Origin of the sequence: Citrobacter sp. KTE30 (genome assembly GCF_000398825.1) — a bacterium.
GTDB classification, from domain to species: Bacteria; Pseudomonadota; Gammaproteobacteria; order Enterobacterales; family Enterobacteriaceae; genus Citrobacter; species Citrobacter freundii.
This window is the reverse complement of record NZ_KB976055.1, coordinates 561,087-579,506: the sequence shown is the minus strand read 5'-3', so window position 1 is coordinate 579,506 and position 18,420 is coordinate 561,087. Positions and strand designations below refer to the sequence as shown.

Here is an 18,420-nt window from a genome sequence, read left to right as displayed (position 1 = left end):
TCGGCTCTAAAGGCGATTGCTTTATGTGCAATAGCAGAATTAGCAGGAGGAGGGAGTCGTGCGATGAAACGCTGTAAAGAGACTGTGTCTCATCCGGCTTACGAGAGATTTCTGTAGGCCGGATAAGCACAGCGCGATTTTTTTAGACGGTGAAGCCGAGCATCATCCCGGTATCTTCATGCTCTAACAGATGGCAGTGCGCCATATAGGCATGCTCTTTTGGCGCGTCATGGTCAAACTTAACCAATACCTCGCTCACGCCGCCTTCTACCCGTACCGTGTCCTTCCATCCCGCACGGTGTGCGGCAGGCGCTTTGCCATTCTCAGACAGAATGCGGAACTGCGTGCCGTGAATGTGGAACGGATGCAGCATCATGTCGCCCTGACCAGAAATCACCCAGCGTTCATGCTGCCCTTTTGCCGCGGCAAACATCGGTTTATTCATATCAAACGCCTGACCATTAATCCGGTTGGCATTATGGAAATCAAACGATCCGCCATGCTTCATGTTGCCATGCTGCATATTCCCCATCTCACCGTGGTTCATATTGCCATGATTCATATTGCCGTGGTCCATATTGTCATTATTCATATGGCCCATCATCTTTCCATGATCCATACCCGCCATGGCCTGACCGCCGAATTTCTTCATCAGCATTTGCATGCCCATCATATCGAGCATCGGATCCATCGACAGCTGCAGCTTGCGCACCGTCAGACCTTCCAGTGACGGCAGCGATGGCATGGATGTCAGCGTATCCAGCAGCGTGCCGGAAGCGGTAATCAGCAGCGGCTGAACGCGCATCACCGGGTGCGGCTTATCAAATGGCGCAATTGCCATCCCCATCTGGCTGACTGGCAGAGTTACCAGATCAAAAGCTTTGCCGTCACTGACATCCACCAGCACTTCAAAGCGCTCGCCCATCAGCATAGGAAGCTCGGTCACTTTTACCGGTTCCGCCAACAGTCCACCGTCGCTGGCAATGACGTACAAAGGACGATTGTCGCTGGCCGCAATGTTCAGCGAGCGCGCGTTACAACCATTCAACAGACGCAGGCGCAGCCAGCCGCGCGGTGCGGCATGCTGAGGATAAATCGCCCCGTTGGTCAGCAGCGTATCGCCAAACCAGCCGACTGCGGCGGTCATGATGTCCAGTTGATAATCAACCTGCCCATCAGCAGAGAACTGTTTGTCCTGAATAATTACCGGCACATCATCAATTCCCCACTGCTTAGGCAGCATCAGCTTGCGAATCTCTTCGTCTTCAATCAGCACCAGTCCGGCCAGCCCCATCGCTACCTGATGACCGGTCTTTCCATGCTGATGAGGGTGGAACCAGCAGGTTGCCGCGCGCTGATCCGGCGTGAAGGTCACTGAACGTTTCCCGCCCGCCGGGATTATGCCTTGCGGCCCACCGTCGACTTCACCGGGGATTTCCAGCCCGTGCCAGTGCAACGTCGTCTCTTCGGCAAGCTGGTTATGGATATCCACGTTCACCGATTGCCCTTTGTTCAGCTTGACCGCCGGTCCGAGCAGATTGCCGTTATATCCCCAGGTCGTGGCCGTCTTACCGGCAAAGTTTGACTGCCCGGCTTGCACGATCAGTTGGATGCGATTCGAAGCATCGGCGGTTAACAGATCAGGAATGGGTAAGGCGGGACGGTCGGCGGCAAATACGCTCCGGCTCCACAAAGGTAACGCTGACGCGACGCCCAGCGCCACGGAGTACTTTAAAAAGTCACGACGTTGCATAATCACTTCCTTATATTCAGCAGCTTAAGCAGGCTATCTTTTAAGCATAAGCCTTCCCCTTACGGGAAGGTCAAGTGAACGGCTAATAATAAAGGTCGTCGCTTCGCTCGCAGTATGCTAACGTTTAAATTCCGTGATGCAGTGGTAGAAGCAATGAAGACGTTTTTCAGAACAGTTTTGTTCGGTAGCCTGATGGCCGTATGCGCAAACAGCTACGCGCTCAGCGAGTCCGAAGCCGAAGATATGGCCGATTTAACGGCAGTTTTTGTTTTTCTGAAAAATGACTGTGGATACCAGAATTTGCCTAATGGGCAGATCCGTCGCGCACTGGTCTTTTTTGCCCAGCAAAACCAGTGGGACCTGAGTAATTACGACACCTTCAATATGAAAGCGCTGGGTGAAGACAGCTACCGCGATCTCAGCGGTATCGGCATCCCCACGGCAAAGAAATGCAAAGCACTGGCGCGTGATTCTTTAAGCCTGCTGGCGTACGTGAAGTAACAGACATAGCGGAGCCCGCTGGCTCCGCATGAATTAACGCTGTTGCACAAATTCGCGGTATGCCGCCACAACCTGAAGAAAGTCCTCTACACCACAAAGTGAAAAACTTTCTTCGTCGTAATAGCTCATCCCCTCTTCCATCTCATCTCCAGAGAACTCCAACTGATTAGCGCGAACCATCACTTCTTCGCCATCCAGCCAGAGCGTGTATTCATGCCCTGCTCGCTGCCAGGAGCGCTCACTGCCCTTAACCGCACGCGCCGCCTGTTCCACTTCATCAAGTAAGGCCAGGTTTTCTTTCACTTCTTCATTAAACCAGTGCCCCACCACCTCGTGGCCCATGGACATACGCACTTTTACCACCCCGGTAATATCGCGCAGAAATTCGTAATCCATAATGTCTTCCTCTACTCCCGGCAATGCGCCAATACCGCATCGCGCCTTGCTGTAATTATCGCAGCAGCGCGGCAGAAAAAAAGCGTAGTGGGTATAAGGAATAGAAATAAAAATGCCCGGAGAAGCAGACTTCTCCGGGCATTGATGTGTTTTTACACAAAACGCGTTAGCGCATTACACCGCGGTCTGGAAAATCACACCATCGGCTTTCTCCGTATACTGAGAGAGCTGGTCGAAGTTCAGATAACGGTAAGTATCCACGGCAGTTTTATCCACCTGCGCCACATAGGTCTGGTACTCTTCCGCCGTCGGCAGTTTGCCGATCAGCGCCGCAACCGCCGCCAGCTCCGCAGAAGCCAGGTAGACGTTTGCCCCGGTACCTAAACGGTTCGGGAAGTTACGAGTAGAGGTCGAGACCACCGTTGCGCCGTCGGCGACACGCGCCTGGTTACCCATGCACAGAGAGCAGCCTGGAATTTCGATACGCGCACCGCTCTTACCGAACACGCTGTAATAACCTTCCTCGGTCAGCTGTGCCGCATCCATACGGGTTGGCGGAGCCACCCACAGACGCGTCGGCAGTTGGCCTTTGTGCGCATCCAGCAGCTTACCTGCGGCACGGAAGTGGCCGATGTTAGTCATACAGGAGCCGATGAACACTTCGTCAATCTTCTCACCCTGTACGTCAGACAGCAGACGCGCGTCGTCCGGATCGTTCGGTGCACACAGGATTGGTTCTTTGATGTCAGCCAGGTCAATGTCGATCACCGCCGCGTATTCTGCGTCAGCGTCGGCTTCCAGCAACTGCGGATCCGCCAGCCATTTTTCCATGCCCTGCACACGACGTTCCAGCGTACGACGGTCGCCGTAGCCTTCCGCGATCATCCACTTCAGCAGAACGATGTTAGAGTTCAGATACTCAATGATCGGCTCTTTGTTCAGCTTGATGGTACAGCCCGCAGCAGAACGCTCTGCGGAAGCATCGGTCAGTTCGAACGCCTGCTCCACTTTGAGATCCGGCAGACCTTCGATTTCAAGGATGCGGCCAGAGAAGATGTTCTTCTTACCTTTCTTCTCAACGGTCAGTAGACCCTGTTTGATCGCGTACAGCGGAATGGCGTGAACCAGGTCACGCAGAGTGATACCCGGCTGCATTTTACCTTTGAAGCGCACTAGTACCGATTCCGGCATATCCAGCGGCATCACGCCGGTCGCTGCAGCAAACGCCACCAAACCAGAACCTGCCGGGAAGGAGATCCCGATAGGGAAACGGGTATGGGAGTCACCACCGGTACCTACGGTATCCGGCAGCAGCATACGGTTCAGCCAGGAGTGGATAACGCCGTCGCCCGGACGCAGGGAGACACCGCCACGGTTCATGATGAAGTCTGGCAGCGTATGGTGCGTATTGACATCCACCGGCTTCGGATAGGCAGCGGTGTGACAGAAGGACTGCATCACCAGGTCAGCTGAGAAGCCCAGGCACGCCAGGTCTTTCAGTTCGTCACGGGTCATTGGGCCGGTGGTATCCTGAGATCCCACGGAGGTCATCTTCGGTTCGCAGTACGCGCCCGGACGGATACCTTTCACGCCGCAGGCGCGGCCAACCATTTTCTGTGCCAGGGAGAAGCCACGGCTGCTTTCCGCCACGTCTTTCGCCTGACGGAAGACGTCTGAGTGCGGCAGACCCAGCGCTTCGCGCGCTTTGGTGGTCAGGCCACGACCGATGATCAGCGGAATACGACCACCAGCACGTACTTCGTCGATCAGGACTTCGGTTTTCAGCTCAAAGCTGGCCAGCAGTTCGCCTGTTTCGTGGTTGCGTACTTCGCCTTTGAACGGGTAAACGTCAATCACGTCGCCCATGTTCATGTTCGACACGTCCACTTCAATCGGCAGTGCGCCCGCATCTTCCATGGTGTTGAAGAAGATAGGTGCAATTTTGCCGCCGAGGCACAGGCCGCCGCCGCGCTTGTTCGGCACATGAGGAATGTCGTCACCCATGAACCACAGCACGGAGTTGGTCGCGGATTTACGCGAAGAACCGGTACCGACAACATCACCCACATAAGCCAGCGGGTAACCTTTTTTCTGCAATTCTTCGATCTGTTTGATCGGGCCAACTACGCCCGGCTGATCCGGTTCGATACCTTCACGGGCGTTTTTCAGCATCGCCAGCGCGTGCAGCGGGATATCTGGGCGGGACCATGCGTCCGGTGCCGGAGAGAGGTCATCGGTGTTGGTTTCACCGGTAACTTTAAAGACGGTAACGGTGATTTTTTCAGCCAGAGCCGGACGGTTCAGGAACCATTCGGCATCGGCCCAGGATTGCATTACCTGCTTCGCATATTCGTTGCCCGCTTTGGCTTTTTCTTCCACATCGTAGAAGTTATCGAACATCAGCAGCGTTGAAGAGAGCGCTTTGGCGGCAATCGGTGCCAGTTTGGCGTCATCCAGCGCGTCGATCAGCGGATGAATGTTGTAACCACCCTGCATGGTGCCCAGCAGTTCAATGGCTTTTTCTGGGGTAACCAGCGGGGAGGTGGTGTCGCCTTTCGCGACGGCAGCGAGAAAACCAGCTTTAACATAAGCGGCTTCATCTACGCCAGGAGGAACACGGTTGATCAACAGGTCTAACAGGAATTCTTCTTCGCCCACAGGCGGGGTCTTCAGCAGCTCGACAAGTGCGGCCATTTGGGTTGCGTCTAAAGGTTTTGGCACAATCCCCTGGGCAGCACGCTCAGCTACGTGCTTACGGTATTCTTCTAGCACGACGATATCTCCTCGCTCTCATTGTCATAATGCGGCGCTTTTGTAGATGGGCGATTCTCTTCACGCTCCTGTGAGACAGTAGTTAGTAGGGTAAATGCCCGGTACCGCATAAGGCACAATAACAGGATTTTCATTAAGTGTTAATCCGTTTACAAAAAAGCAACATAAAAAATTGGCTGAATCGTTAAGAATGGTGTAGCGGCAAGGAGGAACGCAATTCAGGCTACCTAAAACCACCCTGAAACGGTTGATTTTCAAGCGCGAGATGCTGGATTTTCCAGCGACTTTTCAACCATCAGATATAATTGTGTAATAAATCCTCACACTCTTTTTCCGGACCTACCGGGTGAATCCCCAATAAAAGTCAAAACTGTCTAACACGGGTGAATAATACTCGCGGCAACAGGAACGCCTCACGGCACAGCGCTTGTCTCGTTGGAGTCATTTTATGAAGTTGCCCCTTAAGCCACATCTGCTTGTCCTTTTGTGCAGTGTCGGGCTGTTTGCCGCCTCAGGCGTGATGTTCGTTAAAAGTCGTGCTACGGAGCCTGCAGCTCCGGCCCCCGTTGCACAGCAACCGTCAGCACCGGCTCCAGCGCCAATAGCGGCCCCTGCCCCGGCCGACCAAACAGCGCCCGTCGTGGCACCAACCTACTCGGCAGCACAAATCGATCAGTGGGTTGCACCTATCGCACTCTATCCAGACTCGCTGCTGTCGCAAATTTTGATGGCCTCAACCTATCCGGCTAACGTCATCCAGGCCGCACAGTGGTCAAAAGACAATCCCAAAATGCAGGGCGATGCCGCCATTCAGGCCGTTGCCAGCCAGCCCTGGGATCCCAGCGTGAAATCGCTGGTCGCCTTTCCCCAGTTGATGTCGCTGATGGGTGAAAATCCGCCGTGGGTACAAAGTCTGGGCGATGCTTTCCTTGCGCAGCCAAAAGATGTTATGGATTCCGTTCAACGCCTGCGTGCACTGGCGCAACAGACCGGTGCGTTGCAATCGACACCGCAGCAGACAGTCACCACGAGTGTGAAAAATGTGCCTCCTCCTCGTACCCAAACTCAAGAAGGAGTAACAGTTCAATCGACGGCCCCACCGGCTCCAACGGTAATCAAAATTGAATCCGCCGATCCGCAGGTGGTGTACGTTCCTACCTATAACCCGAATACGGTTTACGGTACCTGGCCGAACACCGCCTATCCGCCAACCTATCTGCCGCCAACGCCCGGTGAGCAGTTTGGTAACAGCTTCGTTAATGGTTTAGGCTTCAGCCTCGGTGTTGCAACAACCTATGCCATCTTCAGCAACATCGACTGGGATGACGACGACGATCACCATCATAATGATGACTGGGATAACCATGGCGGCTATAACCGTAATGGTGATAACAACATCAATATTAACGTTGATAACTTTAATAAAATCAGTGGGCAACGACTGACAGACGCCAACCGTACCTGGCAGCACAACCCGGCCTATCGTGAGGGTGTGCCATACCCAAATAACCAGCTCAATAACCGCTTTCACGCCACTAACACGGCTACAGGTTTAAGTTCAACCCAGCAAAGACCGGTCAACCGTGATAGCCAACGCCAGGCTGCGATGAGCCAAATGGAAAAATCAACGGGAAAAACATTCCCGCAGACGGCGCGTACGGGCACGAAAGACGCCCAGCGTCAGGCATCCAGCCAACAGCTGAAGCAAATTTCCCAACGTAATAACTACCGAGGTTACGATACCAAACCGCAAACAGCGAAACGGACAGGCACACAGCAACGTGAGAATCGTCAGGCAGTCGCCCAGCGACAGGAGAAACGGGTCACGCAACCGGCGCAGCAACGCAATGTGCAACAGCGCAATCTTCAACAACGGACCAGCCAGCCACGCGCCAATGCGCTGAGCGGGAACGACAGTCGCTCCGCCAACTGGCAGGCGCAGCAACAGCGAGGGGCACAGAGCCGGCAGGTCGCCCGTAATCAGCCATCGCGCCAGCCTTCTGGCGGGCGTGCTGAACACCGTGAATTCCGTCATCGTTAAGGAAACCGACATGAAAAATAAACTACTCAGTGGAATGGTGTTGTTCATGGTTTCGGCTGCCGCGATGGCACAACAATCCTTCAGCACACCAGACCAGGCGACCGATGCGCTAGCAAACGCGATTAGTGAGCAAAATGAAAGTGCAATGAGCAACCTGCTCGGGGAAAACTGGCGTGATTTTCTACCGCCAGAAGGCGTCGATCCTGATGCGGTTGATCGTTTCCTGCGCGACTGGAAGGTTCGCCATAATACCGTTGTCGACGGCAATACCGCGCATCTGGTGGTCGGGGATAGCGACTGGCAATTGCCAATCCCGGTCGTCAAAAACGCTTCAGGCTGGCAATTTGATATCAAGGAAGCGGCCGAAGAGATCCTGACCCGTGAGATTGGACGAAACGAACTCGCGGCTATCGAGGCGTTACACGCTTATGTAGATGCCCAGCAGAGCTATTTTGCGATGAACCAGAAATACGCGCAAAAGATTGTCAGTTCTGAAGGGAAAAAAGATGGTCTGTACTGGCCTGTTTCACCCGGCGAAGCGCCAAGCCCGCTCGGCCCGGCCTTTAGTCCACAGGAACCTGGCACGGGCTATCACGGCTATCATTTTCGTATCCTTCCCGACAAAACCAGCGGTTTTGCCATGGTGGCCTGGCCTGTTAGCTATGATCACACCGGCGTGATGAGTTTTATGATTAACGGTGATGATAAAGTCTATCAGGCCGATCTCGGCGTTGATTCTCAGCAAAAAGCACAGGCGTTAACCACATTCCATCCGGATAAAACCTGGCAGCCCGTAGCGCCCTGATACCAATTCGAAAGATTAGTTGGCCGGGTAAGGCGTAGCCGCCCCCCGGCAACCCACAGCAAATTACAGGATGTTAGCGACAGATTTCGCCAACTGAGCTTCCAGAACCGGCTTCGCTTCTTCGAACTTCAGATTCACTTTGTTAGCATTAGACACGACGCGAGTCTGATATTTTGCACGATCGCCTTGCGCGCTGCTGGTTTGCAACTTGATACCGGATGTCCCTTGACGCAACGCCGCAACGTTATCCGTTGTCACTTTCGCTTTGCTGCGTTCAGAGATCTGCAGGTCAGTGACCATGGTGTAGTTTACGTCTTCCACCATCGCATCCGCAGCCATGCCGATCAGCCCCGCCGCGATACCAACACCCAGCGCCGCACCAGAGGAGTTGCTATTATAGGCGGTAATCCCCGCACCCAACGCTGCGCCCATCGCGGCACCTTCATAACCCGTTTTCAGGAAGCCCTGAGCTTCACGCAGATCCATTTTGTCCGCTTTCAATACGTTCGCCTGTACCCAGTAATAAGCGCTGTCTGGTGAGCTGGTCACTTTATAACCTTTAGCGGACAGGTCATTTGCCAGCAGGGTTTGCAGGTTACTCATGTCTTTGTCAGAGGTATTTTTTACCTGAATGTAGACGGTCTTCTCGCTGGAAGGCTCCAGCCAGATGGTTTCACTCATCTGCGTTTTCACTTCAAGGTTACGTTTTTTAACGGCGGTGGTCATCGCGCCACAACCGGTCAGTGTCATTGTCGCGACAATCATGCCAACAACCGCGATTTTTTTTAAAGACATGTATTTTCCTTTTTTCGTGTAATAGAGAGTCCAGAGCCTCTTAACCGCGCGGCCAGTAGCCACACAATGGCGAAAAAAGTATCGGCAGTTGCGCAATTTTTTTTAGTGGAGATATCAATAAGATGACTACCAGAACTGGTAGCTTTCGGGAAAAAAAACGCCTCCGAAGAGGCGTTTTCACAAAAGCGGGAAGATTACTTTTTCTTCGCTTTCGGGTTCGGCAGGTCGGTGATGCTACCTTCGAACACTTCAGCTGCCAGACCAACAGACTCGTGCAGAGTCGGGTGAGCGTGGATGGTCAGCGCGATGTCTTCAGCGTCACAGCCCATTTCGATCGCCAGACCGATTTCACCCAGCAGCTCGCCGCCGTTGGTACCGACAATCGCACCACCGATCACACGGTGAGATTCTTTGTCGAAAATCAGTTTGGTCATACCGTCTGCGCAGTCAGAAGCGATAGCACGGCCAGAAGCAGCCCACGGGAAGGTGGCGGTTTCGTAGCTGATGCCTTTTTCTTTCGCTTCTTTCTCAGTCAGGCCAACCCATGCAACTTCTGGTTCAGTGTACGCGATGGATGGAATAACTTTCGGATCGAAGTAGTGTTTCTTACCGGCGATAACTTCAGCGGCAACGTGACCTTCGTGAACACCTTTGTGCGCCAGCATCGGCTGACCGACGATATCGCCGATAGCAAAGATGTGCGGCACGTTGGTGCGCAGCTGTTTGTCAACGCGGATGAAGCCACGGTCATCAACTTCAACGCCAGCTTTGCCCGCATCGAGGTTTTTACCGTTCGGTACACGACCGATAGCTACCAGCACAGCATCGTAACGCTGAGCTTCGGCAGGGGCTTTTTTGCCTTCCATGGAAACGTAGATACCGTCTTCTTTCGCTTCAACGGCGGTCACTTTGGTTTCCAGCATCAGGTTGAATTTCTTGCTGATGCGCTTGGTGAAGACTTTAACCACGTCTTTGTCGGCAGCTGGGATAACCTGGTCGAACATTTCAACCACGTCGATCTCTGAACCCAGTGCATGGTACACGGTACCCATTTCCAGACCGATAATACCGCCGCCCATAACCAGCAGGCGCTTAGGAACAGTTTTCAGTTCCAGCGCGTCAGTGGAGTCCCACACGCGCGGATCTTCGTGCGGAATGAACGGCAGTTCGATCGGACGGGAACCCGCCGCGATGATCGCGTTGTCGAAGTTGATTACGGTTTTGCCGTTTTCGCCTTCAACTTCCAGGGTGTTCGCCCCGGTAAATTTACCCAGACCGTTAACCACTTTCACTTTACGGCCTTTGGCCATACCAGCCAGACCGCCAGTCAGTTGAGTGATAACTTTTTCTTTCCAGGTACGAATCTTGTCGATATCGGTTTTCGGCTCGCCAAAAACGATACCGTGTTCAGCCAGCGCTTTGGCTTCTTCGATAACTTTTGCTACGTGCAGCAGCGCTTTAGAAGGGATACAGCCGACGTTCAGACAAACACCACCGAGGGTGCTGTAACGTTCTACGATGACGGTCTCCAGACCTAAATCTGCGCAACGGAAGGCAGCAGAGTAACCTGCAGGGCCTGCCCCAAGTACCACGACCTGAGTTTTGATTTCAGTGCTCATCATGACCTCTTAATTTATACCCGTCGTCCACCGGGTCGTTCTATCCGCCCGTATTTTACAAAATTGTTAACAATTTTGAAACAACAAACGGCAACCGATTTGTCTTTCGCACAATAACCTCACTGACTTCATGAGATTACCAGAAAAAAGCCGGCCGTCGGGCCGGCTTTTTCGCTTACATCACCAGGCGGCGAATGTCAGACAGCATGTTGTTGATGATGGTGATAAAGCGCGCACCATCCGCACCGTCAATTACACGGTGGTCGAAGGAGAGCGAAATCGGCATCATCAGACGCGGCATAAACTCTTTACCGTTCCACACTGGCTCCATAGAGGACTTGGAGACACCGAGGATAGCCACTTCCGGCGCGTTCACAATCGGCGCGAAGTGGGTAGTACCCAGGCCACCGATGCTGGAGATGGTGAAGCAACCGCCCTGCATTTCGCCAGCAGTCAGCTTGCCATCACGCGCTTTCTTGGAGATCACGGTCAGTTCACGAGACAGCTCGGTAATGCTCTTCTTGTTCACGTCTTTGAAGACCGGAACAACCAGACCATTCGGAGTATCAACCGCTACACCGATGTTGATGTATTTCTTCAGGGTCAGGCGCTGACCGTCTTCAGACAGGGAGCTGTTGAAGCGCGGCATCTGTTCCAGAGCAGCGGCAACGGCTTTCATGATGAAGACTACTGGGGTGAATTTCACATCCAGTTTACGTTTTTCAGCTTCGGCGTTCTGCTGTTTACGGAACGCTTCCAGATCGGTGATATCGGTCTTATCGAAGTGAGTAACGTGCGGGATCATCACCCAGTTACGGCTCAGGTTAGCACCAGAGATTTTCTGGATACGGCCCAGTTCCACTTCTTCGATTTCACCAAACTTGCTGAAGTCCACTTTCGGCCAAGGCAGCATGCCCGGGATACCGCCGCCTGCTGCTGCAGCCGGAGCCGCTTCAGCACGCTTGATAGCGTCTTTCACGTAAGCCTGAACGTCTTCACGCAGGATACGACCTTTACGGCCAGAACCTTTCACTTTCGCCAGGTTCACACCGAATTCGCGCGCCAGGCGACGAATCAGCGGTGTTGCATGAACGTAAGCGTCGTTTTCAGCAAACTCAGATTTGCCTTCCGCTTTCGCGGCCGGAGCTGCGGCTTGCGCAGGCGCTGGTGCTGCGGCCGGAGCCGGAGCAGCTGCTTGTGCTGGAGCGGCTGCAGGTGCTGCGCCTTCGACTTCGAAGACCATAATCAGAGAACCGGTTTTAACTTTGTCGCCGGTGCTGATTTTGATTTCTTTCACGGTGCCCGCGAACGGTGCCGGAACTTCCATTGACGCTTTATCGCCTTCAACGGTGATCAGTGATTGCTCAGCGGCAATTTTATCGCCCACTTTAACCATCACTTCAGTGACTTCGACTTCGTCACCGCCGATATCCGGTACGTTAACTTCTTTCGAGCCGGAAGCAGCCGGAGCCGCCGCTGCTGCTGGAGCAGCCGCCTGAGCCGGTGCAGCAGCAGGCGCTGCGCCCGCTACTTCGAAGACCATAATCAGGGAACCGGTAGACACTTTGTCGCCGGTGTTGATTTTGATCTCTTTAACGGTACCCGCGAACGGTGCCGGAACTTCCATTGACGCTTTGTCACCTTCAACGGTGATCAGAGACTGTTCAGCCGCAACGGTGTCGCCCACTTTAACCATGATCTCGGTAACTTCAACTTCGTCGCCGCCGATGTCCGGTACGTGTACGTCTTTCGCCGCCGCAGCAGCAGGTGCTGCTGCCGGAGCCGCTTCTTTCTTCTCTTCTGCCGGAGCAGGTGCAGCTGCTGCTGCACCGTCGGCGGAATCGAAAATCATGATCAGTTTGCCGGTCTCAGTTTTATCGCCAACAGAGACTTTGATCTCTTTAACGATACCAGCCTGAGGAGACGGAACTTCCATAGAGGCTTTGTCGCCTTCTACGGTGATCAGCGACTGTTCAGCTTCAACTTTGTCGCCCACTTTGACCAGGATCTCGGTGATTTCAACTTCATCAGCCCCGATGTCCGGTACATTGATTTCGATAGCCATTATTCTTTTACCTCTTACGCCAGACGCGGGTTAACTTTATCTGCATCGATGTTGAATTTGGTGATTGCGTCTGCAACCACTTTCTTATCGATTTCGCCACGTTTAGCCAGTTCGCCCAGGGCCGCTACAACCACGTAGGAAGCATCAACTTCGAAGTGGTGACGCAGGTTTTCACGGCTGTCAGAGCGACCGAAACCGTCAGTACCCAGTACGCGATAATCATCAGCCGGTACATAAGTACGAACCTGTTCGGCAAACAGTTTCATATAGTCAGTAGATGCTACTGCCGGAGCGTCGTTCATCACCTGAGCGATGTACGGAACGCGCGGAGTTTCCATCGGGTGCAGCATGTTCCAGCGCTCACAATCCTGGCCATCACGCGCCAGTTCAGTGAAGGAGGTTACGCTGTAAACGTCAGAACCTACACCGTAGTCGTTCGCCAGGATCTGTGCTGCTTCACGGACGTGACGCAGGATAGAACCGGAGCCCAGCAGCTGAACTTTACCTTTCTTACCTTCGAGGGTTTCGAGTTTGTAGATACCTTTACGGATACCTTCCTCGGCACCTGCTGGCATTGCCGGCATGTGGTAGTTTTCGTTCAGCGTGGTGATGTAGTAGTAAACGTTCTCTTGTTTCTCACCGTACATACGCTCCAGACCATCGTGCATGATGACCGCAACTTCGTACGCGTAAGACGGATCGTAAGAGATACAGTTCGGGATAGTCAGAGACTGAATATGGCTGTGACCATCTTCGTGCTGCAGACCTTCACCGTTCAGCGTGGTACGACCGGAAGTACCACCAATCAGGAAGCCACGAGCCTGTTGGTCGCCTGCCTGCCAGCACAGGTCACCGATACGCTGGAACCCGAACATGGAGTAGTAGATGTAGAACGGAATCATCGGCAGATCGTTGGTGCTGTAAGAGGTCGCAGCAGCCAGCCAGGATGCGCCAGCACCCAGTTCGTTGATACCTTCCTGCAGGATCTGACCTTTCTCGTCTTCTTTATAGTAAGCAACCTGCTCACGGTCCTGCGGGGTGTACTGCTGACCGTTCGGGCTGTAGATACCGATCTGACGGAACAGACCTTCCATACCGAAAGTACGTGCTTCATCAGCGATGATCGGAACCAGACGATCTTTGATCGACTTGTTCTTCAGCATCACGTTCAGGGCACGAACGAAAGCGATAGTGGTGGAGATTTCTTTGTTCTGCTCTTCCAGCAGCGCACCGAAGTCTTCCAGAGCCGGCAGTTCCAGCTTCTCAGTGAAGTTCGGCTGACGAGCTGGCAGGTAGCCATGCAGTTTCTGACGCTGAGCGTGCAGATAAGTGTGCTCTTCAGAACCTTCCGGGAAGGTGATGTAAGACAGGTTTTCAACCTGCTCATCGGTCACAGGAACGTTGAAACGGTCGCGGATATAACGCACGCCGTCCATGTTCATTTTCTTAACCTGGTGAGCGATGTTTTTACCTTCAGCGGTGTCACCCATGCCGTAACCTTTGATGGTATGGGCCAGGATTACAGTTGCTTTGCCTTTGGTTTCCTGCGCTTTTTTCAGTGCAGCGTAAACTTTCTTCGGATCGTGACCACCGCGGTTCAGAGACCAAATCTGCTCATCAGTCCAGTCAGCAACCAGTGCTGCGGTTTCCGGGTATTTACCGAAGAAGTGCTCACGTACATATGCGCCATCTTTGGATTTGAAGGTCTGGTAGTCGCCGTCAACGGTTTCGTTCATCAGCTGGATCAGTTTACCGCTGGTGTCTTTACGCAGCAGCTCATCCCAACGACCGCCCCACATGACTTTGATAACGTTCCAGCCAGCGCCCGCGAAGATGCCTTCCAGTTCGTTAACAATCTTGCCGTTACCGGTTACCGGGCCGTCAAGACGCTGCAGGTTACAGTTGATAACAAAGACCAGGTTGTCCAGTTTTTCACGGGTCGCGATGGTGATCGCACCTTTTGATTCTGGCTCATCCATCTCGCCGTCGCCCAGGAAGGCGTAAACGGTTTGTTTAGAGGTATCTTTCAGACCACGGTGTTCCAGATATTTCAGGAATTTAGCCTGGTAGATAGCACCGATTGGGCCCAGACCCATAGATACGGTCGGGAACTGCCAGAATTCTGGCATCAGTTTCGGGTGCGGGTAGGAAGACAGGCCTTTGCCATGTACTTCCTGACGGAAGTTGTTCATCTGCTCTTCAGTCAGACGACCTTCCAGGAATGCGCGTGCGTAGATGCCCGGAGAGATGTGACCCTGGAAGTACACCAGATCGCCGCCATCTTGCTCGTTGCGTGCACGGAAGAAGTGGTTGAAGCAAACATCATATACCGTTGCGGAGGACTGGAAGGATGCCATGTGGCCACCCAGCTCGAGGTCCTTTTTAGACGCGCGCAGTACGGTCATGATGGCGTTCCAACGGATAGCAGAACGAATACGACGTTCCAGCTCCAGATTGCCCGGGTATTCCGGTTCATCTTCAACGGCAATAGTGTTTACATAATTGCTGGCCCCTGCACCTGCCGCTACTTTCACGCCGCCTTTGCGGGCTTCTGAAAGCAGTTGGTCGATCAGATACTGAGCACGCTCAACACCTTCTTCACGGATGACCGATTCGATCGCCTGTAGCCAGTCGCGAGTTTCGATCGGATCCACGTCATTTGGGAAACGTTCTGACATGGGGGTATTCCTTATCTATCTAATACGTTGAGTTATCTGGAACCTGTCCCATTACGTTCTCGCCAGAGAGCGTAATAAGACAGGTTCTGCGTTTAGTTGCCGCGCACTTTATATGGCGCTTGATTTACAACATCTTCTGGTTAACGTTCTGCCAGAAAAATCACTAATTCTTTCGTTGCTCCAGACGGCGTAAGGCGCGTTCACGACGGCTTTCCTCACGGCTTCTGTCCAGCAGAATCTCTTCGATAAACGCCAAGTGACGGTGGGACGCTTCACGCGCCTCTTCCGGCTTCCCGGCAATAATTGCTTCAAAAATACGGGTACGGTGACTGCTAACCAGTGGCAGCATTTCACGACGCGCATACAGCAATTCGAAGTTTTGCCGAACGTTCTGGGCCAGCATCGGCTCCATACACCTTAGCAAATGGAGCAGCACCACATTATGTGCCGCTTCGGTGACAGCAATTTGATACTGGAGTACTGCATCAGATTCACCGTCAAGATCGCCGGACTGTTGAGCAAGCTCGATCGCATGGTGGAGTTCACGGATACGCGTTTTGTCTTCATCCGTGCTGCGCAGTGCAGCGTAATAAGCTGCAATACCTTCCAGCGCATGGCGCGTCTCAAGCAGGTCAAACTGGGATTCAGGATGGTCGGAGAGCAGCTCTACCAGTGGGTCGCTAAAGCTCTGCCACAGGCTGCTCTGAACAAAAGTGCCACCGCCCTGACGACGAAGCAGTAACCCCTTCGCTTCAAGGCGTTGGATCGCCTCGCGTAAGGAGGGGCGGGAGACGTCGAACTGTTTTGCCAGCTCGCGTTCCGGTGGGAGTTTTTCTCCGGGGCGAAGTGTCCCCTCAAGAATTAAAAACTCCAGCTGCTGCTCAATCACATCGGAGAGTTTTGGTTGGCGGATTTTGCTGTAGGCCATGATTTCCTGTCTTAAGCCATTTGCCCGGAGTCAATTGGTCTTACCAATTTCATGTTCTTGACGCTAAAGTAACAAAGTATTCACCTTCTGTCCATACAGGTTTTGATTGAAATCAGTAAAGGAGGCATATTTTAACAACATTACAGAAATAACGTTTCAAACATGTAACTATGCACAAATGTTAAATTTACCCACCTCGAGGTAGTTTTAACGGAATTGAAACGAAAAATTATCTCATCTGAACCGATTCACCTGCTTATTTATCGATACTTAAATCACTATTAATGAATAGAAATTCAAAATAGAAATTTTGTGGTAGATAAACTCGCATTTACAAATGGTTTCTTTTTATTCAACTCGTCATCTCCCCCGCATAAAGCAGGTGCATTCGCGCTCACATATCATTATTCTGATCAAGACAAAAGCATTAAGGCAACATTTCATTAAAAGCATCTGTAAACAAATTAATACAACAAACGGAATTGCAAACTTACACACGCATTGCTGCGTAGTTCAAAAAATAAGTACTCGAAATATGAAGAGTAAAACCACACACGAGGTTTCATGATGGAAAGTCAACAGCATGGCGATCAGCTCAAGCGCGGTCTTAAGAACCGCCATATACAGCTAATCGCACTGGGTGGCGCGATTGGTACCGGGTTATTCCTCGGTAGCGCATCCGTTATCCAGTCTGCAGGACCGGGGATTATTCTGGGTTACGCTATTGCCGGCTTTATCGCCTTTTTGATTATGCGTCAGTTAGGTGAAATGGTGGTTGAAGAGCCGGTAGCAGGCTCCTTTAGCCACTTTGCTTATAAATACTGGGGCAGTTTCGCGGGTTTCGCCTCTGGCTGGAACTACTGGGTACTGTACGTGCTGGTTGCCATGGCTGAGCTGACTGCAGTCGGTAAATATATCCAGTTCTGGTACCCGGAGATCCCAACCTGGGCCTCTGCTGCAGCCTTCTTCGTGATTATCAACGCCATTAACCTGACCAACGTGAAAGTGTTTGGTGAGATGGAGTTCTGGTTCGCCATTATTAAAGTCATTGCTGTCGTCGCGATGATCATCTTCGGCGGCTGGCTGCTGTTCAGCGGCAACGGCGGGCCGCAGGCCAGCGTCAGCAATCTGTGGAACCAGGGGGGCTTCCTGCCGCATGGCTTCAACGGTCTGGTGATGATGATGGCGATTATCATGTTCTCTTTCGGTGGACTGGAGCTGGTTGGGATCACCGCAGCAGAAGCGGATAACCCGGAGCAAAGCATTCCCAAAGCAACCAACCAGGTTATCTACCGTATCCTGATTTTCTATGTGGGTTCGCTGGCGGTTCTGCTTTCCCTGATGCCGTGGACGCGCGTTACGGCTGATACCAGCCCGTTTGTCCTTATTTTCCACGAACTGGGCGACACGTTTGTTGCTAATGCCCTGAACATCGTGGTGCTGACTGCTGCCCTTTCTGTCTATAACAGCTGTGTGTACTGCAACAGCCGTATGCTGTTCGGTCTGGCACAGCAGGGCAATGCGCCGAAAGCGCTGATGAACGTCGACAAACGCGGCGTGCCGGTGAACACCATTCTGGTTTCCGCACTGGTGACGGCTCTGTGCGTGCTGATCAACTACCTGGCGCCAGAATCTGCCTTTGGCCTGTTGATGGCGCTGGTAGTTTCCGCACTGGTGATCAACTGGGCAATGATTAGCCTTGCGCACATGAAGTTCCGCAAAGCCAAACAGCAGCAGGGTGTTACCACCCGCTTCCCGGCGCTGCTCTATCCGCTGGGTAACTGGGTGTGCCTGATTTTCATGGCTGCAGTACTGGTGATTATGCTGATGACGCCGGGCATGGCGATCTCGGTGTACTTAATCCCGGTATGGATTGCTATTCTTGGCATTGGTTACCTGTTCAAACAGAAAACGGCCGGCACGGTTAAAGCACATTAATTTTTCCTCCCCCACCTGCGCCAGGTGGGGGTTGTTACCTGCCTCACACTTTCCCACTCACGACTGTTTAGTCCATATCAGCGGCGTTATCCTGCAACGCAAAAACACCGGTACCAGACAATAATTCTC

General features: G+C 52.8%; 12 protein-coding genes. 4 read left to right on the top strand and 8 right to left on the bottom strand.

The annotated features are described in order from the left end of the window. Positions 1–142 precede the first annotated feature (142 nt). Positions 143–1,753, bottom strand: a complete 1,611-nt coding sequence (gene cueO / locus WC1_RS20030) for a multicopper oxidase CueO (RefSeq protein ID WP_016149565.1) — start codon at positions 1,751–1,753, stop codon at positions 143–145. A 153-nt stretch (positions 1,754–1,906) separates the two neighbouring features. Between cueO and WC1_RS20035 the strand changes: the two genes are divergently transcribed. Continuing rightward, a complete protein-coding gene (locus WC1_RS20035; protein ID WP_003018667.1) occupies positions 1,907–2,254 on the top strand; it encodes a YacC family pilotin-like protein in 348 nt (115 codons plus the stop codon). Between the two features lie 33 nt (positions 2,255–2,287). Here the strand turns inward: WC1_RS20035 and yacL are convergent, their stop codons facing one another. Then, positions 2,288–2,650 (bottom strand): protein YacL, encoded by a 363-nt coding sequence (gene yacL, locus WC1_RS20040; RefSeq protein WP_003018670.1) that lies wholly within the window; start codon positions 2,648–2,650, stop codon positions 2,288–2,290. Positions 2,651–2,824: 174 nt separating this feature from the next. Next, the gene (acnB, locus tag WC1_RS20045; protein ID WP_016149564.1) at positions 2,825–5,422 is read right to left on the bottom strand and encodes a bifunctional aconitate hydratase 2/2-methylisocitrate dehydratase; all 2,598 of its coding nucleotides are present in this window, start codon (positions 5,420–5,422) and stop codon (positions 2,825–2,827) included. A 448-nt stretch (positions 5,423–5,870) separates the two neighbouring features. Between acnB and WC1_RS20050 the strand changes: the two genes are divergently transcribed. Together WC1_RS20050 and WC1_RS20055 are read left to right on the top strand one after the other, a co-directional pair. Continuing rightward, entirely contained in the window at positions 5,871–7,463 is a 1,593-nt protein-coding gene (locus tag WC1_RS20050) for a DUF3300 domain-containing protein (RefSeq protein WP_016149563.1), read from the top strand. A 10-nt stretch (positions 7,464–7,473) separates the two neighbouring features. After that, the gene (locus WC1_RS20055; RefSeq protein WP_016149562.1) at positions 7,474–8,268 is read left to right on the top strand and encodes a DUF2950 family protein; all 795 of its coding nucleotides are present in this window, start codon (positions 7,474–7,476) and stop codon (positions 8,266–8,268) included. Between the two features lie 63 nt (positions 8,269–8,331). On the opposite strand, the gene traT is transcribed toward WC1_RS20055, so the two are convergent. From traT to pdhR, 5 genes are all read right to left on the bottom strand, one after another. Beyond that, positions 8,332–9,063: a complement resistance protein TraT gene (gene traT, locus WC1_RS20060; protein ID WP_003837465.1), complete on the bottom strand. Its 732-nt coding sequence runs from the start codon at positions 9,061–9,063 to the stop codon at positions 8,332–8,334. 194 nt (positions 9,064–9,257) lie between these two features. Then, positions 9,258–10,682: a dihydrolipoyl dehydrogenase gene (gene lpdA, locus WC1_RS20065; protein ID WP_003018686.1), complete on the bottom strand. Its 1,425-nt coding sequence runs from the start codon at positions 10,680–10,682 to the stop codon at positions 9,258–9,260. 175 nt (positions 10,683–10,857) lie between these two features. Then, positions 10,858–12,747: a pyruvate dehydrogenase complex dihydrolipoyllysine-residue acetyltransferase gene (gene aceF, locus WC1_RS20070; RefSeq protein WP_003018689.1), complete on the bottom strand. Its 1,890-nt coding sequence runs from the start codon at positions 12,745–12,747 to the stop codon at positions 10,858–10,860. Between the two features lie 14 nt (positions 12,748–12,761). Further along, positions 12,762–15,425, bottom strand: coding sequence for a pyruvate dehydrogenase (acetyl-transferring), homodimeric type (gene aceE / locus WC1_RS20075; protein WP_003837462.1), 2,664 nt, complete (start codon positions 15,423–15,425; stop codon positions 12,762–12,764). A gap of 163 nt (positions 15,426–15,588) precedes the next feature. Beyond that, positions 15,589–16,353 (bottom strand): pyruvate dehydrogenase complex transcriptional repressor PdhR, encoded by a 765-nt coding sequence (gene pdhR, locus WC1_RS20080; RefSeq protein WP_003018699.1) that lies wholly within the window; start codon positions 16,351–16,353, stop codon positions 15,589–15,591. A gap of 564 nt (positions 16,354–16,917) precedes the next feature. Between pdhR and aroP the strand changes: the two genes are divergently transcribed. Continuing rightward, on the top strand, positions 16,918–18,291 hold the full coding sequence (gene aroP / locus WC1_RS20085) for an aromatic amino acid transporter AroP (RefSeq protein ID WP_086504917.1): 1,374 nt from the start codon (positions 16,918–16,920) through the stop codon (positions 18,289–18,291). Positions 18,292–18,420: the final 129 nt, after the last annotated feature.

Excerpts from the sequence above, each read along its gene's own strand:
- yacL (WP_003018670.1), bottom strand. The coding sequence starts at position 2,650 with ATGGATTACGAATTTCTGCGCGATATTACCGGGGTGGTAAAAGTGCGT.
- WC1_RS20035 (WP_003018667.1), top strand. The coding sequence starts at position 1,907 with ATGAAGACGTTTTTCAGAACAGTTTTGTTCGGTAGCCTGATGGCCGTA.
- traT (WP_003837465.1), bottom strand. The coding sequence starts at position 9,063 with ATGTCTTTAAAAAAAATCGCGGTTGTTGGCATGATTGTCGCGACAATG.
- WC1_RS20055 (WP_016149562.1), top strand. The coding sequence starts at position 7,474 with ATGAAAAATAAACTACTCAGTGGAATGGTGTTGTTCATGGTTTCGGCT.
- aceE (WP_003837462.1), bottom strand. The coding sequence starts at position 15,425 with ATGTCAGAACGTTTCCCAAATGACGTGGATCCGATCGAAACTCGCGAC.
- pdhR (WP_003018699.1), bottom strand. The coding sequence starts at position 16,353 with ATGGCCTACAGCAAAATCCGCCAACCAAAACTCTCCGATGTGATTGAG.
- lpdA (WP_003018686.1), bottom strand. The coding sequence starts at position 10,682 with ATGAGCACTGAAATCAAAACTCAGGTCGTGGTACTTGGGGCAGGCCCT.
- aroP (WP_086504917.1), top strand. The coding sequence starts at position 16,918 with ATGATGGAAAGTCAACAGCATGGCGATCAGCTCAAGCGCGGTCTTAAG.
- cueO (WP_016149565.1), bottom strand. The coding sequence starts at position 1,753 with ATGCAACGTCGTGACTTTTTAAAGTACTCCGTGGCGCTGGGCGTCGCG.
- aceF (WP_003018689.1), bottom strand. The coding sequence starts at position 12,747 with ATGGCTATCGAAATCAATGTACCGGACATCGGGGCTGATGAAGTTGAA.
- WC1_RS20050 (WP_016149563.1), top strand. The coding sequence starts at position 5,871 with ATGAAGTTGCCCCTTAAGCCACATCTGCTTGTCCTTTTGTGCAGTGTC.